The sequence below is a fragment of the Nonomuraea sp. NPDC001831 genome, from assembly GCF_042892035.1.
Lineage (GTDB): Bacteria > Actinomycetota > Actinomycetes > Streptosporangiales > Streptosporangiaceae > Nonomuraea.
The window spans coordinates 73,210-95,922 of record NZ_JBIATU010000002.1; the positions used below are offsets into that span (position 1 = coordinate 73,210).

General features: G+C 70.2%; 20 protein-coding genes. 9 read left to right on the forward strand and 11 right to left on the reverse strand.

All coding sequences use genetic code 11. The features are described from left to right. Positions 1-36 precede the first annotated feature (36 nt). Complete coding sequence (locus tag ACFYYW_RS05875; protein ID WP_352323815.1) at positions 37-1,041, forward strand: AI-2E family transporter; 1,005 nt, start codon at positions 37-39, stop codon at positions 1,039-1,041. On the opposite strand, the gene ACFYYW_RS05880 is transcribed toward ACFYYW_RS05875, so the two are convergent. Next, the gene (locus ACFYYW_RS05880; RefSeq protein ID WP_387645647.1) at positions 1,022-1,618 is read right to left on the reverse strand and encodes a PadR family transcriptional regulator; all 597 of its coding nucleotides are present in this window, start codon (positions 1,616-1,618) and stop codon (positions 1,022-1,024) included. The genes ACFYYW_RS05875 and ACFYYW_RS05880 overlap by 20 nt on opposite strands. Before the next feature lie 65 nt (positions 1,619-1,683). Here ACFYYW_RS05880 and ACFYYW_RS05885 point away from each other — a divergent pair, with 65 nt between their 5' ends. Both ACFYYW_RS05885 and ACFYYW_RS05890 read left to right on the forward strand, forming a co-directional pair. Then, complete coding sequence (locus tag ACFYYW_RS05885; protein ID WP_387645649.1) at positions 1,684-3,255, forward strand: FAD-dependent monooxygenase; 1,572 nt, start codon at positions 1,684-1,686, stop codon at positions 3,253-3,255. A gap of 3 nt (positions 3,256-3,258) precedes the next feature. After that, positions 3,259-3,906: an HAD-IA family hydrolase gene (locus ACFYYW_RS05890; RefSeq protein ID WP_387645652.1), complete on the forward strand. Its 648-nt coding sequence runs from the start codon at positions 3,259-3,261 to the stop codon at positions 3,904-3,906. Between the two features lie 15 nt (positions 3,907-3,921). Here the strand turns inward: ACFYYW_RS05890 and ACFYYW_RS05895 are convergent, their stop codons facing one another. Next, entirely contained in the window at positions 3,922-4,422 is a 501-nt protein-coding gene (locus tag ACFYYW_RS05895; protein ID WP_387645655.1) for a DivIVA domain-containing protein, read from the reverse strand. Positions 4,423-4,595: 173 nt separating this feature from the next. Here ACFYYW_RS05895 and ACFYYW_RS05900 point away from each other — a divergent pair, with 173 nt between their 5' ends. From ACFYYW_RS05900 to ACFYYW_RS05910, 3 genes are all read left to right on the forward strand, one after another. After that, a complete protein-coding gene (locus tag ACFYYW_RS05900; protein ID WP_387645658.1) occupies positions 4,596-5,408 on the forward strand; it encodes an ATP-binding cassette domain-containing protein in 813 nt (270 codons plus the stop codon). A gap of 119 nt (positions 5,409-5,527) precedes the next feature. Beyond that, positions 5,528-6,199, forward strand: a complete 672-nt coding sequence (locus ACFYYW_RS05905; protein ID WP_387645661.1) for a hypothetical protein — start codon at positions 5,528-5,530, stop codon at positions 6,197-6,199. Positions 6,200-6,230: 31 nt separating this feature from the next. Next, on the forward strand, positions 6,231-6,938 hold the full coding sequence (locus ACFYYW_RS05910) for an SGNH/GDSL hydrolase family protein (RefSeq protein WP_387645663.1): 708 nt from the start codon (positions 6,231-6,233) through the stop codon (positions 6,936-6,938). Between the two features lie 197 nt (positions 6,939-7,135). Here ACFYYW_RS05910 and rlmN read toward each other — a convergent pair whose 3' ends face one another. Next, positions 7,136-8,236: a 23S rRNA (adenine(2503)-C(2))-methyltransferase RlmN gene (gene rlmN, locus ACFYYW_RS05915; RefSeq protein WP_387645666.1), complete on the reverse strand. Its 1,101-nt coding sequence runs from the start codon at positions 8,234-8,236 to the stop codon at positions 7,136-7,138. A gap of 154 nt (positions 8,237-8,390) precedes the next feature. On the opposite strand from rlmN, the gene ACFYYW_RS05920 reads away from it, so the two are divergent. Continuing rightward, on the forward strand, positions 8,391-9,413 hold the full coding sequence (locus ACFYYW_RS05920) for a suppressor of fused domain protein (RefSeq protein ID WP_352323803.1): 1,023 nt from the start codon (positions 8,391-8,393) through the stop codon (positions 9,411-9,413). On the opposite strand, the gene ACFYYW_RS05925 is transcribed toward ACFYYW_RS05920, so the two are convergent. The 6 genes from ACFYYW_RS05925 to ACFYYW_RS05950 all read right to left on the reverse strand — a co-directional run bounded on the left by ACFYYW_RS05925 (position 9,393) and on the right by ACFYYW_RS05950 (position 15,276). Next, a complete protein-coding gene (locus tag ACFYYW_RS05925; protein WP_352323802.1) occupies positions 9,393-10,232 on the reverse strand; it encodes a phosphatidate cytidylyltransferase in 840 nt (279 codons plus the stop codon). The genes ACFYYW_RS05920 and ACFYYW_RS05925 overlap by 21 nt on opposite strands. A 57-nt stretch (positions 10,233-10,289) precedes the next feature. Next, positions 10,290-10,847 (reverse strand): ribosome recycling factor, encoded by a 558-nt coding sequence (gene frr / locus ACFYYW_RS05930; protein ID WP_352323801.1) that lies wholly within the window; start codon positions 10,845-10,847, stop codon positions 10,290-10,292. Positions 10,848-10,890: 43 nt separating this feature from the next. Then, positions 10,891-11,589, reverse strand: a complete 699-nt coding sequence (pyrH, locus tag ACFYYW_RS05935) for a UMP kinase (protein WP_352323800.1) — start codon at positions 11,587-11,589, stop codon at positions 10,891-10,893. A 145-nt stretch (positions 11,590-11,734) separates the two neighbouring features. Then, a complete protein-coding gene (gene tsf, locus ACFYYW_RS05940) occupies positions 11,735-12,568 on the reverse strand; it encodes a translation elongation factor Ts (RefSeq protein WP_352323799.1) in 834 nt (277 codons plus the stop codon). A 930-nt stretch (positions 12,569-13,498) separates the two neighbouring features. Beyond that, positions 13,499-14,419, reverse strand: a complete 921-nt coding sequence (rpsB, locus tag ACFYYW_RS05945) for a 30S ribosomal protein S2 (RefSeq protein WP_387645671.1) — start codon at positions 14,417-14,419, stop codon at positions 13,499-13,501. Positions 14,420-14,661: 242 nt separating this feature from the next. Continuing rightward, positions 14,662-15,276, reverse strand: coding sequence for an ArsR/SmtB family transcription factor (locus ACFYYW_RS05950; protein ID WP_387645674.1), 615 nt, complete (start codon positions 15,274-15,276; stop codon positions 14,662-14,664). Positions 15,277-15,512: 236 nt separating this feature from the next. Between ACFYYW_RS05950 and ACFYYW_RS05955 the strand changes: the two genes are divergently transcribed. Further along, the gene (locus ACFYYW_RS05955) at positions 15,513-16,835 is read left to right on the forward strand and encodes an MFS transporter (RefSeq protein WP_387645677.1); all 1,323 of its coding nucleotides are present in this window, start codon (positions 15,513-15,515) and stop codon (positions 16,833-16,835) included. Between the two features lie 562 nt (positions 16,836-17,397). Here ACFYYW_RS05955 and ACFYYW_RS05960 read toward each other — a convergent pair. Next, positions 17,398-18,639 (reverse strand): GNAT family N-acetyltransferase, encoded by a 1,242-nt coding sequence (locus ACFYYW_RS05960; protein ID WP_387645679.1) that lies wholly within the window; start codon positions 18,637-18,639, stop codon positions 17,398-17,400. A gap of 530 nt (positions 18,640-19,169) precedes the next feature. On the opposite strand from ACFYYW_RS05960, the gene ACFYYW_RS05965 reads away from it, so the two are divergent. Next, complete coding sequence (locus ACFYYW_RS05965) at positions 19,170-20,336, forward strand: M23 family metallopeptidase (protein WP_387645681.1); 1,167 nt, start codon at positions 19,170-19,172, stop codon at positions 20,334-20,336. Positions 20,337-21,600: 1,264 nt separating this feature from the next. Here the strand turns inward: ACFYYW_RS05965 and ACFYYW_RS05970 are convergent. After that, positions 21,601-22,629, reverse strand: a complete 1,029-nt coding sequence (locus ACFYYW_RS05970) for a tyrosine recombinase XerC (RefSeq protein ID WP_387645684.1) — start codon at positions 22,627-22,629, stop codon at positions 21,601-21,603. Positions 22,630-22,713: the final 84 nt, after the last annotated feature.

Below are 22,713 nucleotides of genomic sequence, written 5' to 3' on the forward strand. Positions count from 1 at the left end.
GGAAGGCCACTGACCAGGCACGATCGGGGGGTGGACATGAGGCCGTGGCGGGTGCTGGGGTGGATCGCGATCATCGCGGTCGCCTTCTTCTGCCTCTATCACCTGCGCACGGTCGTCATGTCCGTGATCATCGGCGTCTTCCTCACGGCGCTGCTGCATCCGCCGGCCCGCTGGCTCACCTCCCGCGGGCTCGGCCCGGCGCTGGCCACCACGATCGTCTTCGTCGGCGGCCTGCTGCTGGCCGGCGCGCTGATCGCGCTGCTGGTGCCGCCCACGGTCGACAGCCTGAGCGAGATGCGCACCAGCCTGGGCAAGGCGCTCGGCGACCTGCACGGCCTGGCCGCCCGGTTCGGGCTCGACGACCAGCGGCTGCTCGCCCAGGCCAGGGACTACGTGTCCAAGCAGGGCAAACAGATCACCAGCGGCGCCATCGCCGGGGTCAGGACGGCCGGCGAGATCGTCGTCGGCGCGGTGCTGGCGGTCATCCTGTCGGTGTACTTCGTGCACGGCGGCGAGCGGCTGTTCGCCTGGATCGTCGATCTGATGCCCGACGCGGCGAAGACGCGCTGCCACGACACCGGCGTGCTGATCTTCGGCGTGATCGGGCGCTACATCCGCGGCGTGGCGATCGTCGGCGTGGTCGACGGCTTCTTCATCGGGCTCGCGTTGTGGATCCTCGGCGTGCCGATCGCGCTGCCGCTGGCCGTGCTGACGTTCGTGGGGGCGTTCCTGCCGGTGGTGGGCGCGTTCATGGCCGGGCTGCTGGCCGCGGTGGTGGCGCTCGTGGCCAAGGGGTGGCTGGTGGCGCTGATCGTGGTCGCGGTGACGGTGGCGGTGCAGCAGCTCGAAGGGCACGTGCTGGCGCCACAGGTCTACGGCAAGGCGCTCGACCTGCCGGGGGCGGTCATCCTGATCGCGATCACGGTGGGCAGCGTGATCGCCGGCATCACCGGGGCGTTCCTGGCCGCGCCGGTGACCTCGGTGCTCGTCGCGCTGCTGCGGCGGCCGCGCCCGCACCTGATCACTCCCGGGCCGAGCTGACCGCCTCCAGCTCCTCGCGCGACCACTGGATGCGGCCTTCCCGCAGGTCGGCGATGACGGCGCGGAGCCAGCGGGCCTCGGCCGCCGTCACCTCGCGCAGGTACTCGGACTCCAGCATCGTGATGCGCGGCAGGTCCTGCTCGGCCGACAGGCTCGACTCCAGCTCGGCCAGCGTCTGCTCCACGGCCGCCGCCCGCCGCTCCAGCGCGTCGGCCAGCACGCCGGGCGGGAGCAGCATCGCGTTCGACAACGCGGCCGGGAACTGCGGGAACTCCTGTCTGGGACGGCTGAGCATGTCGTCGAGCCACACGTCGAGCCGCTCGCGCCCGGCGTCGGTGAGCTCGTAGACCGTGCGCTCGGGGTACTGCTGGTCGCGGCCGGTCTCCCTGACCCTGAGCAGCCCGGCCTCCCCCAGCCGCTCGATCGTGCGGTAGAGCCCGGCCCGCTGGCCGACGTTGACGACCTGGTCCTTGCCCCACTGCTTGAGCAGGCGCTGCATGCCGTACGCGTGCAGGGGCCGGGACCGCAGCAGGGCCAGCACGGTGAGGGCGAGCGGCGAGCCGCGGTCGAGAGCCATGGCCCCCATCATAGCCGCACGGCAACTAGTTGACTTGAGACTAGTTGCAATGCAACTATCTCCTCATGACCACAGCAGACCGCCCGGAGGGCGTCATGACCGAGATCCCCGTGCTGATCGTCGGCGGCGGCTACGCCGGGCTCACCGCCGCCCTGTTCCTGTCCCACCACGGGGTGCCCTGCGTGCTCGTCGACCGCCACCCCGGCGTGTCGCTCCTGGGCAGGGCGCGCGGCATCACCCCGCGCACGATGGAGATCTACCGGCCGCTCGGCCTGGAGCAGGCCGTCAAGGAGGCCGGGCGGCCCTTCGACGAGGAAGCGGGCGTGGCCCGCTGCGCGACGCTGGCCGGCGCATGGCAGTGGATCTTCGAGGGCGACTCCTCCCGGGCGATGCCCGAGCTGACCGCGGGCGAGTTCGGCATGGCCGACCAGAGCACGGTCGAGCCGATCCTCGCCGAGGCCGCCCGCGCCCGCGGCGCCGACCTGCGCTTCGACACCATATGCAGGTCGATCGAGCCCGACGCGGACGGCGTCACGGTGGTGACCAAGGACGCCCGCACCGGCGAGCGCCGGACCCTGCGCGCCCGCTACCTGATCGCCGCCGACGGCTACCGCGGCACGATCAGGGAGCGGCTGGGCATCGCCCGCGAAGGGCTCGGCGTCCTGCGCGCCTACCAGTCCTTCGTCTTCAGGGCCGACCTGTCGGAGCTGGTCACCAAGCGGGCGCTCTTCTGGATCCTCGGCGCGCCCGGCGGGACGGCCTCGGGCGCGATGGTCTCCCACGCGCTGCCGGACCACTGGGGCATGGCCCTGACGTACGACCCCGCCACCGAGTCGCCGGACGACTTCACCGACGAGCGGCTGGCCGCCTCGGCCAAGGAGCTGATCGGCCGTGACCTGCCCCTGGAGATCGTCAGCAAGGCCGCGTGGGAGGAAGCGGTGGGCGTCGCCACCCGCTACCGCGAGGGCCGGGTCTTCCTGGTCGGCGACGCGGCGCACGTCTGGCCGCCGGCCGGCGGGCTGGGCGCCAACTCGGCCGTCCAGGACACGCACAACCTGGCCTGGAAGCTGGCCGCCGTGCTGGCCGGCCGGGCCTCCGACGCGCTGCTCGACACCTACGAGGCCGAGCGCCGCCCGGTGGCCCTGGAACTGGCCGACCTGACCGTGCGCAGCCAGGCGACCAGGTTCGGCCCCAACCCCGAGGACGACCCGCTGGACCACGTCCTGGCGATCCTGGGGCAGCGCTACCGCTCGTCGGCCATGGTCGGCGCCACCCACGAGACGGTGTTCGGCGACTCGGCGGCCCAGGGCGCCCGTCCCGGCACCCGCGCCCCGCACCTGTGGCTCGACCGCGACGGCGTGCGCATCGGCGTCCACGACCTGTTCCACGATGCCTTCGTCCTGCTGTGCGGCCCCGGCGGCGCGGACTGGGCGCGGGCCGCCGGGCCGGGCGTGCGGGTGCACCAGGTGGGCGGCGACGTGCTCGACGTCGAGGACGCCTGGGCCGAACGCTACGGCGAGGCCACCGCCGTCCTGGTCCGCCCCGACGGCTACGTGGCCTGGCGGACCGAAGGACCGGCGGTCGAGAGCGAGGTCGGCCGGGCGCTCGACCAGGTGCTCGGAAGGGTCATCATGTGAGCCATGCGATGGATCACGTTCGACTGCTTCGGCACCCTCGTCGACTGGCGGCACGGCATCGGCACCACCCTTGAGCTGATCGCGCCCGGCAGGAGGGAGGAACTGCTGACGGCGTACCTGCGGCACGAGAGCGCCGTCGAGGCCGAGACGCCACGGGCCCGCTACCGGGACGTCATGGCCGAGGCGCTGCGCCGCGCCTGCGCCGGAACCGGAGTCCCGCTGCACGACGACGACGCCTCGGTGCTGGCCGCCACGCTGCCCTACTGGCCGGTGTACGCCGAGGTCGGGGAGGAGCTGTCGGCCCTGCGCGCGGCGGGCCGGCGGCTGGCGCTGCTGACCAACTGCGACCGCGACCTGATCGCCCAGACGCTGCGGCGGCTGCCCGTGCCGTTCGACGCGGTGGTGACCGCCGAGGACGCCGGGGCCTACAAACCGGACGAGGCGCACTTCGAGCACTTCAGGAGGGCGCACGAGCCGGCCGAGTGGGTGCACGTGGCGCAGAGCCACTTCCACGACATGATCCCGGCCGAGCGGCTGGGCGTGCGCCGGGTGTGGATCAACCGGCACGGCGAGCGGCCCGCCGGGCGCGAGGTCGTCCGGGTGGTCCTGCCCGACCTCCGCGGCCTGCTCGCGGCCGTCGAACGGGCGTGACGGCGGCGCCCGGACCTAGCGGGGTCTCTCGAGGATCTCGGCGACGCCTTCGAGGAAGGAGTCGACGTCGGCGATCAGGTAGCCGGCGCGCAGCAGCACGGTCGAGAACCGGGCCTCGCGCACCTCCTGGGCGGTCACCGCGAACTCGGTCGTGCCGCGCAGGGTGGCCACGATGCGGTCGAGGAAGGCGTCGACCTCGTCCTCGTTGTAGCCGGTGCCCATGCGGCCGGGGCGGAAGGCCACCCGTTCGACGCGGGCCGCCTGGGTCTCGAACCACTCCTCGCGCAGCAGCTCCCCGGTGGGCTCGGCCATGGCGAGCCGCACCGGGCGCTTGGCCTGGGTCTCCAGGGCCACGACGAACGCCTCCAGCGCGAAGTCCACCGCCGTCTCGTGGTAGCCGCCGCGCTTGGCGCGGAAGGTCGCGGTGCGGACCTCGTCGGCGGTGACGGGCTCGACCGTGTGCGGGCCCCTGCCCAAGGTCGACTCGATGCGCGTGATCAGGGCGTCGACTTCCACGGGGTCATAGCCTGAACGCATACCCATGACGCGCGGAAAGCGGTTCAAGCCCACTCCTCCTGAGATGTGCCGGGGGCTTCTCCATTGTGAGGCCCTTTTTCACGGTGAGGCCCCTTTTAGCGGTGAGGCTCTTTATCACGGCCCTGCGCCCTGACATATACCGTTACAGCACCATGCGACTGTTACAGGTCTCTTTTCGCTACCGAAGACGTCAGCCCTTCGTCCTGGAAGAGGCCGACGCGCAGCTCGCGCCGGGCGACGCGATCGAGCTGACCGGGGTCAACGGGGCAGGGAAGTCCACGCTGCTGCGGCTCCTCGCGGGGCTCGCGCGGCCGACGCGGGGCCGCATCGCCGACCGTCCCGGCGTCGTGGGCTTCGCCCCCGACCGCTTCCCGACGGCCCAGCCGTTCACGGTGACGTCCTACCTGACGCACATGGCGTCCGTACGCGGCGGCGCCCGATGGCGGCCCTGGGCCGAACGCCTGAACATGGGTCATCTCCTCGGCCTGCCGCTCGGCGAGCTGTCCAAGGGCAGCGCGCACAAGGTCGGCCTGGTCCAGGCCCTGATGGCCGACCCCGGCCTGCTGATCCTGGACGAGCCCTTCGCCGGCCTGGACGCCGACGCCCGCGAGACGCTGCCGGCCATCGTCACCGAGGTCGCCGGGCGCGGGGGCATCGTCGTCGCCAGCGACCACCAAGGCGGCCTGCGCGGCCTTCCCGGGCTGCGCTCGTGGTCGCTCGTGGACGGCCACCTCAAGGAGGCCACCCCCGCGACCCCCGTGGCCCCGACCTCCGCCGCCGCCGTGGCTCAGGCGACCCCGGCGGCCTCTGTGGCCCCTCCGACTCACACTCCGGAACGCCCGCTGACCACCGTGGCGGTCACCCTGCCCGCCGACGAGCTCCCGCTCTTCCTGACCAGGATGCGCGACCAGGGCTACCGGACCTCCGCCCTCGACCACCCCCATACGCCCGAGGAGCCCGGATGATCGCCCTGGCCGTCTCCCGCCTGACCGAGGAGTGCCGGTGATCCCTCTGGCCGTCTCCCGCCTGACCGAGGAGTGCCGGTGATTCCTCTGGCCGCCGTCCGCCCACGCGAGGAGTGCCGGTGATCGCTCTGGCCGTCTTCCGGCTGGCCGCCTATGTGCGGTCGCACCGCGTTCATCAGGCGCTCCTGCTCACCCTCGCCATGCTCGCGATCGTCTACGGCAGCCGCGCTCCCAAGGGCACGGAGGCCGCCGTGCTGGCCGACGGCGCCGTCCTGATCATCCCCATCCTGGCCTGGGCCACGCGGAGCCTCCTGGACACCGAGCCCGACCGGCAGCGCGAGCTGTCGGCGGTCACCGCGGGCGGGCGCGGCAAGGAGGTGGCCGCGGGGCTCGTGGCGAGCCTGGTCGCCTGCGCGGTGCTGGCCACCGTCGGCCTGGCGTGGGCCGTCCTGCTCGGCCTGAGCGAGCGTCCCGGCCGGGACGTGCTCGGCGCGGCCCTCGTCCTGCACGCCCTGGCGGTGCTCGCCGGGACGGCGCTCGGCGCGCTCACCAGCCGGGCCGTGCTGCGCTCCCCCGCGGTCTCGATCATGTCGCTGGTGCTCGGGTACCTGGTGATGCTGCTGCTCAGCGCGTCCCCCGCGTACTGGCTGACGGTTCCGCTGGTGGTCTGGATGCGTGCGGCCGGCGGCGGCGAGCTGCTCGACCAGCTGCCCCAACTGTCCGCGATCTCCCTGGTGTGGTGCCTGGCGGGACTCGCCTTGTATGCCTGGAGGCGCCGTAGGGTAGGTTAGTAAGCGTTCACTCACCCCTGAGGAGGCAACGGTGAAGGTGATCTGCCTGGGTGACAGCATCACCCGCGGACAGGTGAGCGTCGACTATGTGGCCATGCTGCGCGACCGGCTGCCCGGCGCGACGGTGATCAACGCGGGCGTCAACTACGAGCCGTCGTCCGAGTTGCTCAAGCGTCTCGACGACGTCGTGCGGCAGGATCCGGACGTGGTCACCGTGCTCGTCGGCACCAACGACGCCAACGCCACCTTGAGCGAGAAGCGGGCCAGGGCCCTGCGCAGACGCTGGAAGCTCGCCGAGACCCCCACGGCGGCCGCGTACGCCGCCAATCTGACGGCCATCGCCGCCCGCCTGCAGAACGAGACCATGGCCCGCGTGGCGCTGCTGTCCCCGCCGGTCATCGGCGAGGACCTGGACTCGCTCCCGGTGCGCCGCACCCAGGAGTTCGCCGAGATCGTCAGGACGGTCGCCGCCGAGCAGGGCGTGACCTACCTGCCGCTCAACGAGCGCATGACCGCCGACCTGGAGGGCACCTCGCCCCGCACCCACTACCGTCCCGAGAGCAACCAGGCGCAGACCGCCGCGATGCAGCACTTCCTGCTCGGCCGCAGCCTGGACGCCATCTCCAGCAGCCGCGGCCTGCGGCTCACCACCGACACCGTGCATCTCAACAGCCGGGGCGCGGCCATGATCGCCGACCTGGTCGAGACCTTCGCCGCCCGCTCGACCGCCACGAGATAGACCGGAGCCGCCCCGAGCCAGGGCGGGCGCCGTCACGAGATAGACCGGCGGCGCCACGAGACAGGGCGGGCGCCGTCACGAGACAGGCCCGCAGCGCCCCAAGACGGTCCAGCGGCGACCGCCACCTTGCTCGGCGGTCGCCGGTGCTCGGCGGTCGCCGGTGCTCGGCGGTCGCCGGTTGCTCGACGGGTCGCCGGTTACTCGGCCGCGGCGAGCTGGCCGCAGGCGCCGTCGATCTCGCGGCCCCGGGTGTCGCGCACGGTCACCGGCACCCCGTGGAACTCCAGCCGGCGCACGAACGCCCGCTCGTCCTCCGGCCGGGACGCCGTCCACTTGGAGCCGGGCGTGGGGTTGAGCGGGATCAGGTTGACGTGCACGAGCTTGTTCCTGACCAGCTTGCCGAGCAGGTCGGCCCGCCACTCCTGGTCGTTGACGTCCTTGATCAGGGCGTACTCGATGGAGACGCGGCGCTTGGTCTTGGCCGCGTACGACCAGGCCGCGTCGAGGACCTCGGCCACCTTCCAACGCGTGTTGATCGGGACGAGCGTGTCGCGCAGCTCGTCGTCGGGCGCGTGCAGGGACAGCGCGAGCGTGACCGGCAGCCCCTCCTCGGCGAGTTTGCCGATGGCGGGCACCAGCCCCACGGTGGAGACCGTGACCCCGCGCGCGGAGATGCCGAGACCGTGCGGCGCGGGCTCGACCATGCGGCGCACGGCGCCGATCACCTGCTTGTAGTTGGCCAGCGGCTCGCCCATGCCCATGAAGACGATGTTGCTGACCCGGCCGGGCCCGCCCGGCACCTCGCCCGCCGCCAGCGCGCGGGCGCCGGCGACCACCTGCTCGACGATCTCGGCGGTGGACATGTTCCGGGTCAGGCCCGCCTGGCCGGTGGCGCAGAACGGGCAGTTCATGCCACAGCCGGCCTGCGACGACACGCACATCGTGACCCGCTCGGGATAGCGCATGAGCACCGACTCGACCAGCGCGCCGTCGAACAGCCGCCACAGGGTCTTGCGGGTCGTGCCGCCGTCGGTGGTCAGCTCCTTGACCGGCGTGAGCAGCGTCGGCAGCAGCGCCGACAGCTTGTCGCGGGCCGCCGCGGACAGATCGGTCATCTCGGCGACGTCGGCGGTGTGGCGCTCGAAGTAGTGGCGCGAGAGCTGGTCGGCGCGGAACGCCTTCTCCCCCAGCTCGGTGACCGCGGCCCGGCGCTCGGCCATGGACAGGTCCGCCAGGTGCCGCGCGGGCTTGGCCCGTCGCGGTGCGACGAAGGTGAGCTGGCCTGGCTGCTGGGACACGTTCCTGCCTTTGCTTGGGGGGACTTCCTGGGACTCTGCTCGGACTTCCGGGATTTCTCACCGGCCAGGTTAGTGAACGCCTGCCGCGAAGGAGGCATTCCTGATCACGGTACGGCTCGCGTCAGGGTCACCGCCCGATCTACAGTCATCTCGTATGGCGATTTTCCGGTCGGCATCTGGCGAGGGTGGCACCGAGGTCGTCCTCGCCGCGGGTAACCCCTACGGCAGCCGCACGCTCGTGGTCGAGCGGGACGAGGACTCCTCGGTAGCTTACCTGTGCTCGCCCGAGGGCGCCGTCCACGGAGCCGTCTGGCTGGCCAATCATCGGCCGGCCCCGGCCGTGGTCGACCTGGCCCGGATCAACTCCGGCCTGCCCCCGCTGATGCCCAGGGCCAACACCACGCACCCCGAGGGCCGCAGGCCGCTCGGCCAGTTGTCCGCCCTGTGGTTCGAGGAGGGCGACGGCGTCGCCCTTTACGAGGACGACGACCTGCTCGCGGTCATCCCCGGCTGGGCCGACATGAGCAGGGGCATGCCCGGCTACGCCCGTGACGCCGTGGGCGAGTCGCCGTTCGCGTGGGCGCTGTCGGAGGCGCTGGAAGGGCTGCGGCCGCGCATCTCCAACGCCACGTCCTACTGGCGCTGGCGGCACGGCGAGGGGTCGTGGCCGTCGTTCCAGCAGTTCGTCATGGGCCATCTCGACCGGGTGCTCGGCCCGGCCGGCCGCTACTGGGACGCCAGCGGCGAGCGCCTGCCGACCGTCGGCATCACCGAACGGCCCCCGTACGAGGGCCGCGAGCCGACCGTGCTGTCCACGGTGGGGATGAGCTGCCAGCGCATGCCCACGGTCGAGCAGTGGATCGACCGCCCCGACGCCTACGCCCGCATCGAGCTGGCCGTGGCCACCCACGACGACCCCAGGGACGCGGCGCTGCTGCTGGTGTGGCTGGCCCAGTATCCGTGGCACTCGGTGACCTGGCTCGGCCACGGGCACACGGCCAAGTGGTACCACGAGCCCTCGACGTTCCCGCTGGGGTCGCAGTACTCGGGGGTGCTCATGCGGGCCGATCCACCCGACATGCCGGACATGTCAGGGTTCGCGTTCGGCGGGGAGGCCGTCCGGTGGTTGTGGCTCACCCCCGTCACGACGGAGGCGCTAGAGGAACAGCGTCAGTAGCAGCCAGACCGGCACCAGCGTGGTCACCAGCGAGTCGAGGCGGTCCATCAGGCCGCCGTGCCCCGGCAGGATCGTGCCGAGGTCCTTGATGCCGAGATCCCGCTTGATCATCGACTCGATGAGGTCGCCCACGGTCGCCAGCAGCGCCGCCAGCGCGCCGATCAGCGCGCCCAGCCAGAGCGGGCCGTCCAGCAGCCAGGTCACCAGCCAGCCGCCGACCAGCGTGCAGGCGATCACCGACCCGGCGAAGCCCTCCCAGGTCTTCTTCGGGCTGATGACCGTCATCTTGTGCCTGCCGAACAGCACACCCGCGACGTATCCGCCGATGTCGCTGGCCACCGTCACCGCGATGAAGATCAGCACCCGGTCGCGGCCGTCGTGCGGCGCCAGCAGCAACGCCGCGAACGCCGCCAGCATCGCCGGGTAGAACAACGTGAACACCGAGGCCGTGCCGTCGCGCACGTAGCCGTCGGTGCCGTCGCTGAACATCCGCCAGACCAGCAGCACGAACGCGAACACCGCGAACGTCCCCAGCAGCCAGAACGGCCCGCCCCAGTACGCCCCGGCCTGCATCGCCACCAGCCCCGCGAGCACCGGGACGGCCGGGACCTTGATCCCGCGCGTGGCGAACGCCTTGGTCAGCTCCAGCACGCCCACGCCGACGCACACCACGATCACCAGGAGGAAGAGCTCCTTGATCGTGTAGAGGGTACCGAGGACCAGCGCACCCAGCCCCACACCCACCGCGATCGCGGCCGGCAGGTTCCTTCCGGTACGGCTGCCGCCGTCGGGGCCGGTGCCGGCCGTACGTTCTTCCACAGACACTCTCCATAGCCACGGCCCCCGCCTTCCGGCGAGGGCCGCGAGGCGTGCCGCTCAGACTTCGAGCAGCTCGGCTTCCTTGTGCTTGAGCAGCTCGTCGATCTTGGCGACGTGCTTCTGGGTGAGGTCGTCGAGTTCCTTCTCCGCGCGACGGACCTCGTCCTCGCCCGCGTCGCCGTCCTTGATCATCTTGTCGAGGGCCTCCTTGGCCGTACGACGGATGTTGCGGATCGACACCTTGGCGTGCTCGCCCTTGTTCTTGGCGACCTTGATGTACTCCTTGCGGCGCTCCTCGGACAGCTCCGGGAACGTCACACGGATCACGTCGCCGGTGTTGGTCGGGTTGACGCCGAGGTCGGAGTCGCGGATGGCCTTCTCGATCGCGCCCATCGCGCTCTTGTCGAAGGGCTGGATGATGACCATGCGCGCCTCGGGCAGGTGGAACGAGGCCAACTGCTGGACCGGCGTCGGAGTGCCGTAGTACTCCGCATTGATCTTGTTGAACATCGCGGGGGTGACCCGGCCGGTCCGGATGGTCGCGAAGTCTTCCTTCGCGACCGAGACGGCCTTGTCCATCTTTTCCTCGGCTTCGAGGAGGGTTTCGTCGATCACAGCGGCTCCCTGTCTACTAGCTGGCGGTGTCGGGCTAGCTCCCTCATTTGCCTGCGGGACTCACCAGCGTGCCGATTTTCTCACCGCGTACCGCTCGCAGGATGTTGCCCTCGCCCATCAGGTCGAAGACCACGATCGGCAGATCGTTGTCCTTGCACAGGCTGATCGCGGTCGCGTCCATGACCGCGAGGTCGCGCAGCAGCACCTCGCCGTAGTCAAGATGGTCGAACCGGACCGCGTCGGGGTTCTTGCGCGGGTCGGAGTCGTAGATCCCGTCGACCTGCGTGCCCTTGAGCAGCGCCTCGGCGCCGATCTCCAGGGCCCGCTGCGACGCCGCGGTGTCGGTGGAGAAGTACGGCGAGCCGAGACCCGCCCCGAAGATGACCACGCGGCCCTTCTCCAGGTGCCTGATCGCGCGGCGCGGCAGGAAGGGCTCGGCGACCTGCTGCATGGTGATGGCGGTCTGGACGCGGGTCTCGACGCCGCGCCTCTCCAGGAAGTCCTGGAGCGCCAGGCAGTTGATCACCGTGCCGAGCATGCCCATGTAGTCGGCCCTGGCGCGGTCGATGCCGCCCTGGGACAGGGTGGCGCCGCGGAACATGTTCCCCCCGCCGACCACGACCGCGACCTGCACGCCCTCGCGCACGGCCTCGGTGATCGAGTCGGCCAGGTGGTCGACGACGGCCGGGTCGATGCCCAGCGGGTCGTCTCCGGCGAACGCCTCGCCTGACAGCTTCAACATCACCCGCTTCCACCTCAGTGGACCCTGCGGGCTGGGTGATGAGGAAGCCGCCGTCCGTGTGGATTCGTGGGCTGACTCCCGGTGGTCCTGCACGGCGGCGGCCTCCTTCATTGGGTGGAACTCTGGGCAGGCAGTTCGCTCAAGCCTAAGCCTGGCCGACCTTGAATCGGACGAAGGCGAGCACCTCGACGCCGTTCTCCTCGGCGTACTTGCCCACGCTCTTCTTGTTGTCCTTCACGAAGGCCTGCTGGACCAGGGTGAAGTCCTTGTACCAGCCGTTGACGCGACCCTCGACGATCTTGCCGATGGCGGCCTCGGGCTTGCCCTCCTCGCGGGTCATCTCCTCGAAGAGCTTGCGCTCCTTCTCGACGACCTCGGCGGGGACGGACTCGGCCTTGAGGTACTGCGGGGCCATCGCCGCGGCGTGCTGGGCGATGTCCTTGGCGACCTCGGCGTTCGGCTTGTCGAGCTGCACGAGCACGCCGACCGCCGGCGGCAGCGCCGGGTCCGTCTTGTGCATGTACGAGCCGATGTAGCCGCCCTCAAGCACGGCGAAGCGGCGGATCTCGATCTTCTCACCGAGCGCGGCGTTGGCCTCGTCCAGGTGCTCCTTGACGGTCTTGCCGTCGAAGGAGGAGTCGAGCAGCGTCGCCACGTCGGCGGGCTTGCTGGCCAGGATGTGCGCGACCACACCGGCGGCCAGCTCCTGGAAGCGCTCGCCCTTGGCCACGAAGTCGGTCTCGCAGTTGAGCTCGAGAAGAGCGGCGGAGGAGTCGCTGTCCTGCTGGAGCGCGACGAGGCCGTTGGAGGCCGTACGGGCCTCGCGCTTGCCCACGTCCTTGGCGCCCTTGAGGCGAAGGAGCTCGATGGCGCGGTCGAAGTCGCCTTCGGACTCCTCAAGCGCCTTCTTGCAGTCCATCATGCCGGCAGCGGTGATCTCGCGAAGCCGCTTGACGTCGGCCATGTTCACGGAAGCCATTGCTCTTATTCCTTGTGGGATTTCGTCGTCGTCGTGGATCGGAGTGGACGCCCTGGGCGCCCGCCCCTGGTCGGTACGGCTGGCGCGTGCCGCACCAGGGCCTTGTCATGCGCGGGTCGTGCGCGGGTCGTGCGTTCTGCCTCGGTCTTGCGCGGTGTTGCCTGGTCTTGCGTGGTGTTGCGCGGTTCCAAGCGGTGGTGCCGGTCGTGCCAGGTTGTGCCCGGACGGTCGTGCCTGGGTCAGGTGCGGAGGGCGCCCTGCGCCGGGCTTCCACCCGACCAGCCGAGCACCTATCCGTTTCACCTGACCGGCCCGGCCTTCGGCTGGCCCGTCCAGCCCTTTCGGTTTCGCCTGACCGGCCCGGCTTTCACCTGGCCTGTCCGGCTTCCGCCAGGACCTTCGCTCGTACCTGGGCTTGGTCTGGGCTCGGGTTTCGTCCGGCCTGGGCGCGGACTCCGCTCGGGCCCGGGCTTTCGCCCAGGTCTCCGCTCAGCAGGAACGGGCTCCGCCGGTGGAGCTCCGCTCCGCCTCGCTCGGCATACTGCCCAGCCAGGCTCGGCTTATCGCTCCGGCCCGATGGTCATCCACCTCGGCTCACCGCCTCGGCTTCCGATGCCCGGCCCTGGCTCACCGCCCGAACCCGATCGCCACCCTGCCTTGACTTATCGCCTCGGCGGGGTGCCGTCCTGTCCGGCTTGCCGTCCCGGCTCGGCCGTTTGCCCAGTCGAGACGCGTACCTTGCCCAACCAAGCCTCAGCCCGCACAGGACCTCGGCCTTGCCCTTCACAACCTCGGCCCGCGCAGGACCTCGGTTCCGCTCACCCTCGATCGGCCGGCTGCCCGCCCCGCACCGCGGTCGATGACAACCTGCGGCGCGGAGCCGGCGCCTGTGCCGTGCCCGGCCTCACGACCGGACCCGGCGGCCGTGTCTCAGGCCTGCGGCTCGGACTCGGGGGTCGCCTCGGCAGCCGGAGCAGCCTCGGCGGCGGGCGCCTCCTCGGCCGGAGCCTCGGCAGCGGGGGCCTCCTCGGCGGCGGCCTCGGGCGCAGCCTCAGGGGCGGCCTCGGCGGCCTGCCCCTGGCCCTGCTCGATGAGCTCGCGCTCCCACTCGGCCAGCGGCTCGGCGGCGGCCGGCTTCTCGTCACCGCGGGCGGCGCCGGAGCGAGCCATCAGACCGGCGGCGACACCGTCGGCGACGACCCTGGTGAGCAGGCCGACGGCGCGGATGGCGTCGTCGTTGCCCGGGATCGGGTAGTCGACCTCGTCGGGGTCGCAGTTGGTGTCGAGGATCGCGACGACCGGGATGCCAAGCTTCTTGGCCTCGCTGATCGCGATGTGCTCCTTCTTCGTGTCCACGACCCACACCGCGCTGGGCACGCGGCCCATGTCACGGATGCCGCCGAGCGTGCGCTCGAGCTTGTCCTTCTCGCGACGGCGCATGAGGAGCTCCTTCTTGGTGAGCCCCGAGCCGGCGACGTTGTCGAAGTCGAGCTCCTCGAGCTCCTTCAGACGCTGAAGCCTCTTGTGCACGGTGGAGAAGTTGGTGAGCATGCCGCCCAGCCAGCGCTGGTTCACGTACGGCATGCCGACCCGCGCGGCCTGCTCGGAGATGGCCTCCTGAGCCTGCTTCTTGGTGCCGATGAACAGGATCGTGCCGCCGTGGGCGACGGTCTCCTTGACGAAGTCGTAGGCACGGTCGATGTACGACAGCGACTTCTGCAGGTCGATGATGTAGATGCCGTTGCGCTCGGTGAAGATGAAGCGCTTCATCTTCGGGTTCCACCGGCGGGTCTGGTGGCCGAAGTGAACGCCGCTCTCGAGCAGCTGTCGCATGGTGACGACGGGGGCCATGTGATGGTCCTCCAGGTCTGGGCGCCCTGCGGATGGGCGCAGTTCTCGGTTGTGCCGCGGCAGCGCGTTGTCTACCGCCCTGATGCCCCAAAACCGCTCCAGCCGGGCCGAGGCCCGGACCGAGGGTGCGGTCCGCAACGGGGCATGCGAAGTCGGCCTGTTGCCACAGGCCATCGAAAAGTCTACCTCCCACACCGCCCCAGGCTGACCGTCGGAGGTCAAACCGACATACCGGGTACGGCTCACCCCACATCGTGGTCCTCCGTGGGCAACCCGGGCGACGTCCTGGGGGCGACCGGGAAGAGGTTGATCTGCGCCTCCGCGATCCTGGCCCCGCTCGGCGCGTCCTGCTGGCTGCGCTGGTGAGCGATGTACGGCTCCAGGAGCTTCTCGATCTCCTGGCTCAGCCGTCCCAGCTCGCTCGCGTCGACCCTGATCCGGGTGCGGCTGAAGCGCGTCGCGTCGCGCCATTCGTCCGTGTCGTTCTCGATGCTGGCCAGGGCCCGGTCGGCCTCGTCGCCGGCCTCCTTGCGGAACGCCTTGATCAACAGGGTCTTGGCGTCACGGACCTCCGGCTGGTCGTCCGGAAGCACTCCCACGCTGAACGGCTTGTGCGTCGATCTCCACAGCCGTTCGCGTCCGTCCCCTCTGGGGGGGGCGTCCTCGACGAAGCCGTACTTGGCCAGCATGCGCAGGTGATAGCTGGCGGCGCTGGGCGTGATCCCCGCGATCTCGGCCACCTCGGTCGCGGTGGCACTGCCCTCCACGCCGAGCCGGTTGAGGATCAACAACCTCGCCGGGTGAGCCAGCGCCCGCATCATCTTGGGATCGCTGAGCCCCTCCATGTCCTGCGTCATGTGCCAAAGGTACCCGGCGGGAGATATGAAGCATTCCCTTTACAACTCTGAAGGGATCCCTTCATACTTATGAAGTCTTCCTTTCACATCTCCCGTCCCGCCGCTATCCGTCCCCTCGAACCACTACCCGCACCGGCTGGTAAGCGCCCGCCATCAGCAGCGCTCCTCCGAGCCCCGCCCGGCCTGCACCCCTTCGAGCCCCGCCCCCACCCGAACTCGCACCCGGAGACCCCAGCATGGACACGACGCCCCCACTCCCCCTGCGCAAACAGCGCGACTACCGCCTGCTGTGGAGCGCCCGCACGATCTCGATCACCGGCTCGGAGGTCTCCAAGCTGGCCGTCCCCCTGACCGCCATCACGCTGCTGACCGCCTCACCCGTCGAGATGGGGCTGCTGACCGCCGCCGCCCCGCTGCCCGCCCTGCTGTTCGGCCTCCAGTCCGGCGCCATCGCCGACCGCCTCACCCGGCACCGCCCGCTGATGATCGCCTGCGAACTCGTCTCATGCGCCGCCGCCGCCACCGTCCCGCTGGCCTGGCTGCTCGGTGTCCTCACCGTGCCCTGGCTGATCATCGTGGCCCTGGTCATCGGTACGGCCGGCGTCATCTTCAAATCCGCCAACTTCCCCTACACAGCCGCGGTCGTGGCCCCGTCGCAGCGCACCGAGGCCATGGCCGGCTTCCAAGCCTCGTACTCGGTGGCCTCCGTGAGCGGCCCCGGCCTGGCCGGCATCCTGGTCCAGACGCTCACCGCGCCGTTCGCCGTACTGGCCGAGGCGCTGTCCTTCCTCGCCTCCGCCCTCCTGCTCCGCTCGATCCGCACTCCGGAGCACAACGAGCCCACCCGCTCGTCCGGCATGTGGCGCGACATCGTCGAGGGCCTGCGAACCAGCCTCACCCACCCGACGCTCCGAGCCGTCCTGGGCGCCGGCGTGACGATCAACTTCTTCGCCATGGCGTACATCGCCGTCTACATGCTCTACATGGTCAACACGCTCGACATCCCCAAGGGAATGATCGGCTTCCTCACGGCACTGAGCGGTGCGGGCGGGCTCCTGGGCGCCTGGCTCACCTCCCGCCTGTCCAAGCGCTACGGCGAGAACCGCATCCTGCTCGTCTCGGTCCTGTTCTTCCCGCTGGACATCCTCGCCGTCGGCCTCCTGACCGGCCCGCTCTGGGTGAAGCTCACCGTTCTCGGCCTGACGGGCATCATGACCGGCGTCATCGTGGTCGCCTTCGCCACCTGCATGGGCGTCATCACCCTCCGCGACGCCCCCACGGCCCTCCGCGGCCGCGTGAACGCCACCATGACCTTCGCCGTACAGGGCGTCCTGGCCGTCGGGGGCCTGACGGGCGGCGTACTGGCCGAGTTCATGGGCCTGCGCCCGGTGATCCTTCTGAGCGCGGCGGGCATCGCCCTGAGCAGCCTCTGGATCTGGCTCTCCCCCCTACGCCCCAACCGCCCTCAGATCTCCCAAACCCCGCCCCCTCCCCCGTACGACCCCACTCCCCAGACACTGAAGAACCTGATCGAATCCAAGCGCCACTCAGTCATCTAGCCACTCCCACTCCCCCAGATCCCGCACCGCGCCCGCCCAACGCCTCGCTCCCGCCACCACCACCATCACCACCCCGCGTCCCGCTCCCTCCACCGCTACGACCCCGCGTCCCGCTCCCGCCGCCACCGCGACCCCCGCCCCCACCGCTCACGGCCCCTAGGCATCGCGGGAACCGCATCTACGCCCACAGCGTCTGCACCGGTCCTCACGGCATGCAGCCAGAGCCCTCGCCCTCACGGGCCTACGGCGCCCCTCGCCGGGCCCTCCGTTGGTCCCTCCACCTCCCGGCGTCGGTGGTTCCCGTCACTGGGGCGGCCCGCTCCTTTGCCACAGCCTTTCTCCAGTTCTTGGAGCAGCTCTGGATCGATCGGCACATCGGCCGTGTGGTGGTGACGCAACGGTGACCTGCCCTGCACCGTCGCGGCTCCGGTGCCCCTTGCTTGTCACCATCCTGAGGCCGCCTGAGCCGCCACCGCTGAAAGCAGCCATCGATGGCCGCAGATGCCGCAGCATTCGGCCATATCGCGCTCCGCCGAACAACGACCTGAAGCTGGAACCGGGCCTAATACGGCAGGTAGTAGCTGAGCAGATCGGCGGTGAGCGGCGGGAAGAGCGCCTGGAACAGCTCTTCCTCTCCGGTGTAGACGTCGGGCCGGATCCGGGTCAGCCCCTCGATCCCGTACGGACCGAACAACAAGGCGGGCAAGTGGTCGGGTGCCACTCCGATGCCCTTCACGGATCCGGGTCTCTGCATCGGGCCACCGGTGACGACCTCGCCGAGGCCGTCGACACCAACAGGGATCCTGTAATGAGCGCCGAAGGTGGAGATGACGATGTCCTCGCCGGTGCGGTCCGTCCCCTCTGCGGTGAGGCGCTGCCAGAGCAGCGGCCGGAGGCGGTCGAGCAGCTCCGCGACGTCCGGAATGCGCACGTAGTACTGCTCCGCCCGCTTCCGCGGTTCGTGGTCGAGGAACTCCTGCCAGGCGGTGGCCGTCACGGACCCGGCCCGATGGACCACCCTCAGCTCACTCCCCGGGAACCGGGCGACGACGGCACGGAGCAGGTCGAGTGCCGCGATCTCGTCGGCGGCGGCAGCCTCGGCCAGCAGCACCTCGCCATCGTCGTCGGGAGGCGTGGTGCGTCCGGTGGCGATGACGGTGCCCGAGTGCTCCAGGACCCATGACGTGCTCGCCTGGTGGTCCAGCAGCCATCGCCAGCAGGCCGCCGAATGCGGCATGGCCAGGTCGAACCGGTCCTGAGCCATGTCCTGCAGGGCTGCCATGGCCGGAATGTCGGTGGGCCGGGCGGCGCGGAGTGCGGGCGTGCCCTCACCGGCCGGTGGCGTGCGCAAGGTCAGCGCAGACGGTATGTCGATGGCGTACTCGTAGCCGAACAGCCGGTAGAAGTACGGGATCCCGATCATCACCTGAACAACGTGACCACGGGCGGCGGACCGGCCGTGAGCCCATCGCACGAGCGCCCGTACGAGCCCGCGCCCTTCGTATTCGCGGTCGGTGGCGACCAGTTCGACCTGGCCGGCGGGTAGGCGGATGCCGCCGATGCGCACTTCCTCGTCAAGGAGCGTCGCAGTGGACACGACCCGATCTCCATCCACGACCACGGCGCAGGCGGACCAGCCGGCGTCGGGATCCGAGACGACCAGCCGATGGTCGAGGGCGTCGGCCGAGTCGCCACGTTCGGTGAGCAGCGCGCTGATCTGGTCGAGGTCCGCGGGCCGTGCCTGCCGCAGAACGAGGCCATCGGCCAGCGGGACGGTTTCGGGGATGGCTGCGGTCGGGCTCACGGTGGGACTCTTGCATCGCCCGGATGACCTCGTCCATGGGATTTCCACCGGACGGGATTTCCACCGGACGGGATTTCCACCGGACGGGATTTCCACCGGGCGGATTTCCACCGGGCGGATTTCCACCCGGGGGTTTCCACCGGGCGGGCGGGCGACGGAGCTCGGCACAGGCAGGTTGTCCACAGGAGGCTCCCCACCGCTTCCTCCGTCCACAGAATCCTGCTCGCCTCGACCTCCGCGGCTCGCTCCCGGCAAGACTCCCCGCCATGCCCCCTCGTCCACGCCTCCCCGCCCTGTCCCCTCGCCCAGCACCACCACCGCCGAGATCATGCACGCAGAACGCGGCCCGCCGTGCCGTGATCTCCCTGGTGGTGCTCGCGACGGCGATCATGCTCATGACCATCGCCACCCCAGCTCCCCTGCTGGCGAAGGCCGCCCCACCTGTCTGGCGCTGGCCACTCGACGGCAACCCCCGCATCCTGCGCCGCTTCGCCCCGCCCGCCGCACCGTGGCTGGCCGGACACCGCGGCATGGACCTGGCCGCCTCCGCCGACACACCCGTCCTGGCCGCAGGTTCAGGCACCGTCCGCTACGCAGGTCCAGTAGGCGGAAGAGGAGTCGTCACGATCGACCACCCAGGCGGCCTCCGAACGACGTACCTGCCGATCAGCCCATCGGTGAAGCGGGGTGAGCCGGTCACGATGGGCAGCCGTCTGGGGGTCGTACAAGCCGTACACGGCCACTGCCAGGAGTCATGCCTGCACTGGGGCCTGATCCAAAGCGCCCGCTACCTGGACCCACTCCTCCTCCTGGGCCACGCCCCCATCCGCCTCCTCCCCATCTGGCCTACGACGGCCCCGCCCCCGATCACCCCACCCCTGCTCCCCCCGGCCCCCAAACCACCCACCGAAGCACTCCTGGCCAATCCCCCCGTGCCTTCCGAAGCGCTCTCCGCCGTCCCCCTCGAACCCTCCGAAGCGCCCCACGCCGTCCACGTCGAGCCCTCCGAAGCTCCGCTTGATGTCCCCCTCAATCTCTCGCAAGGCTTTGCACTCATCACCTCGCCCCCATCCGCCCTCCCTCGGCTCACCAGCCTGTCCGCCGCCTTCTACCGCCCGTCTCCGCCCCTACTTCCGCCCCTGAACCCGCCTCCCCCGCTGGCACGGAACCTGCTCCTCAATGCCCCCGTGCCTCCTCCTCCTCCTCCGCCCCCGCTTCTCGTCCCCCTCCCCCCGCCCCTGCTCACAGCCCTTGCACTCCAGGACTCATCCTCGGACGCACGGAAGGCGCTCCCATCCCCCTACTCCACAGTCCTGCAGGCACTTGCCCTCGCCTCAGAGCCGAACCCCGAGCCCCCGCTCACCACCCCTGAAGTCACCCCCTCCAACCCGGAGATGCGCTCCAGCGACCTTCCCGCCCGCAACGAATCAGCCAGAGCTCACGAGCAGCGCCATGAGCCAACGCGCGTCCCCACCAGGCCCCTAGCAACCGTCCTCCGGCTCCTGACACATGCGGCTTCGCTGTCAGCAGCCCCAGCGATCGGACTGGGCACCCTCCTCGGCGTCGCCCTCCTGATCACAGCCCTACGCCGCCGCCGACGCCCCCACAAGCACTACGGCTCAAGAACCGGCCAACACCGCAAACCCCCGACGGAAGGGGTGCACAGACGCCCCAACCCACCCTCACGACGCTCCTAATCCTGTCGAAACCGCCCCCGAAGACTCACTCTTCAATCCCCCAGACCCACCCGCCAACCGAAGAGCTGCAAGCTCACGACGAGAGCCCCACAACGACCACGCGCACCAACCCATAGATTCCTTCAAGGCAACCACGATGCCCATTCACCGCCACTGGATGAAACACGATCGGCAACGCCGTAGGTCAGCCCAGTCGCCGCATGGCCACCGTTCCCCTGGAAGCGAGACGCTTCTCTCCACCGCAAGAGGAAGCTCGTCCAGCAGGGGGCCGCACCAAGCGGGGACTCACTCGGGCGAAAGCTGGCCCCTCGCCGGACTCACTCGGGCGAGGGCTGGCCCCTCGCCGGAGCCGGGCACTCCCCGGGCGAGCTGGAGACTCGCTCGGATAGTGGCTGGATCTGTGCCAGATCCTGCACCCCCTGGTGGGGCGGGAGACTCCCGGGCGGCGGCTGGCCCCTGGCGGGAAACCACGCCCGCGAGTACCCCCTCCAAGGCTGGAGTGGCTTCTTCCTCTACCGTCCGCGCCGCTTCCGTACCCGGTCCTTCGTTCCCGGCTCCTCCTCGAAGCGGGCCGGCTGCAAAGGCGTCCTGCTGTGGGATACCGTCCGCGCCCCTCCCGTGCGCGGTTCTTCGTGCCCCGCTCCTCCTCGAAGCGGGCCGGATACAGAGGCGTCCTGCTGTGGGATGACGGCAGGTGATCCGGAACGTCCAGCAAACCAGCGCCAGCCAGCAGTTTCAGACCCTCAACCAAGCCGCTGTACGTCACCCACGTCCCCGCGCGCCCGCCTCCCGCGTGCGCTCCCATCCGGTAGAGCAACCAGCGGTTAGGTGGGTCGCCGCCGCTCTCTCGCTCACACCGTGGATCCAACACGGCCTGCGCGGCAGGAACATGCTCATCGCATCATTCCCTCTCGCCTCTCCACATGCCTCGCGCATCGACGCCGTTCCCGTGTCGTCGCACCATCGGGTACCCAGGACGACGTGGCCTTCAAGTCTTGGGCCGTTGGCGTCGGTACGAGAACTGCTCAGCACGTAAATGCGCAGCACGCCCGAACGCCTCGTGCTGCGTCGCCTGTGGGTTCTGTCGGGGCGTCTGCCCTTGTAGGCGCTTGGTTCGACGGCTTGTGCCCCTTGCGCTCAGCAGGACAGCGAGGGGTTGACGAGGGGGAGCTGACGGGCCGCACGAGACTCCGGGTCGGGCTGCCTTGCGCTCAGCAGGGCAGCGAGGGGTTGGCGACGGGAGCAATGGCGTCTGGTGTCTGTGTCAGGCGCGGGGGTGGGCTTGGCGGTATGCGGTGCGGAGGCGGTCGATCGAGACGTGGGTGTAGATCTGGGTCGTGTTGAGGGAGGCGTGACCGAGTAGTTCCTGGACGCTGCGCAGATCCGCGCCCCCTTCGAGCAGGTGGGTTGCCGCGGTGTGCCGCAGTCCGTGTGGGCCCATGTCCGGGGCGCCCTCGGTCTGGGCCAGCCGCGCGTGCACCACCCGTCGTACGGTGCCGGCGTCGATCCGGCCGCCACGGACTCCGAGGAAGAGGGCCGGCCCGGAGCGTTCCCGAACCCAGACGGGACGCCCGTTGATGCACCATCGGTCCAGAGCTCGAAGCGCCGGCAGCCCGAACGGCACGGAACGTTCCCTTCGTCCCTTGCCCAGGACCCTGATGACATGCCGGTCACGGTCCACGTCATCGACATCGAGCGCGCAGAGCTCACCCACGCGCACACCTGTGGCGTACAGAAGCTCAAGGATGGCCTGGTCTCGGAGGTCCTTGGGATCGCCGGTGGACTGCGGCGCGCTCAGGACGGTCTGCGCCTGCTCCTGGTCGAGCACGGCAGGCAAGGGACGTGGCGCCTTGGCGCTGCCCAACAAGAGGCCGGGGTCGGCGGCCAGCCAACCCCGGCGGTGGCAGTACGCGGTGAAGGTACGGACGCAGGCCGTTCTGCGTGCCAGCGTGGCTCTTGCCTTGCCTGCACTGTGCTGGTCGGCCAGCCAGCCTCGCAGCTCGCTGATGTCCAGGCCGTCAAGCCGTCCACGGAGGTGGTCGAGGAGGGCGGTGACGTCGGAGAGGTAGGCGCGCACTGTATGTGGGGAAAGGTCTCGCTCGAACCGCAAATATCTCTCGAACTCGGCAAGCACTTCGTCGGCATCCAAGTCACGATTCAGATCAGGGTTCAGATCACGATTCAGGCCGGCGTTCACATCCGGGTTCAGGTCGGGGTGCAGATCGTGATTCGGGTCGCTGCTCAGGCTGTCATTCACGTCGCGGTTCAGGTTGTCGTTCAAGTCGTTGTTCAAGGCTTCACCCACTGTCCCCACGAACGTTCGCCATTACTTGTCACTGCTGTGCCGCCCGATGGCACGGGCTCGCCATGGGGGCCG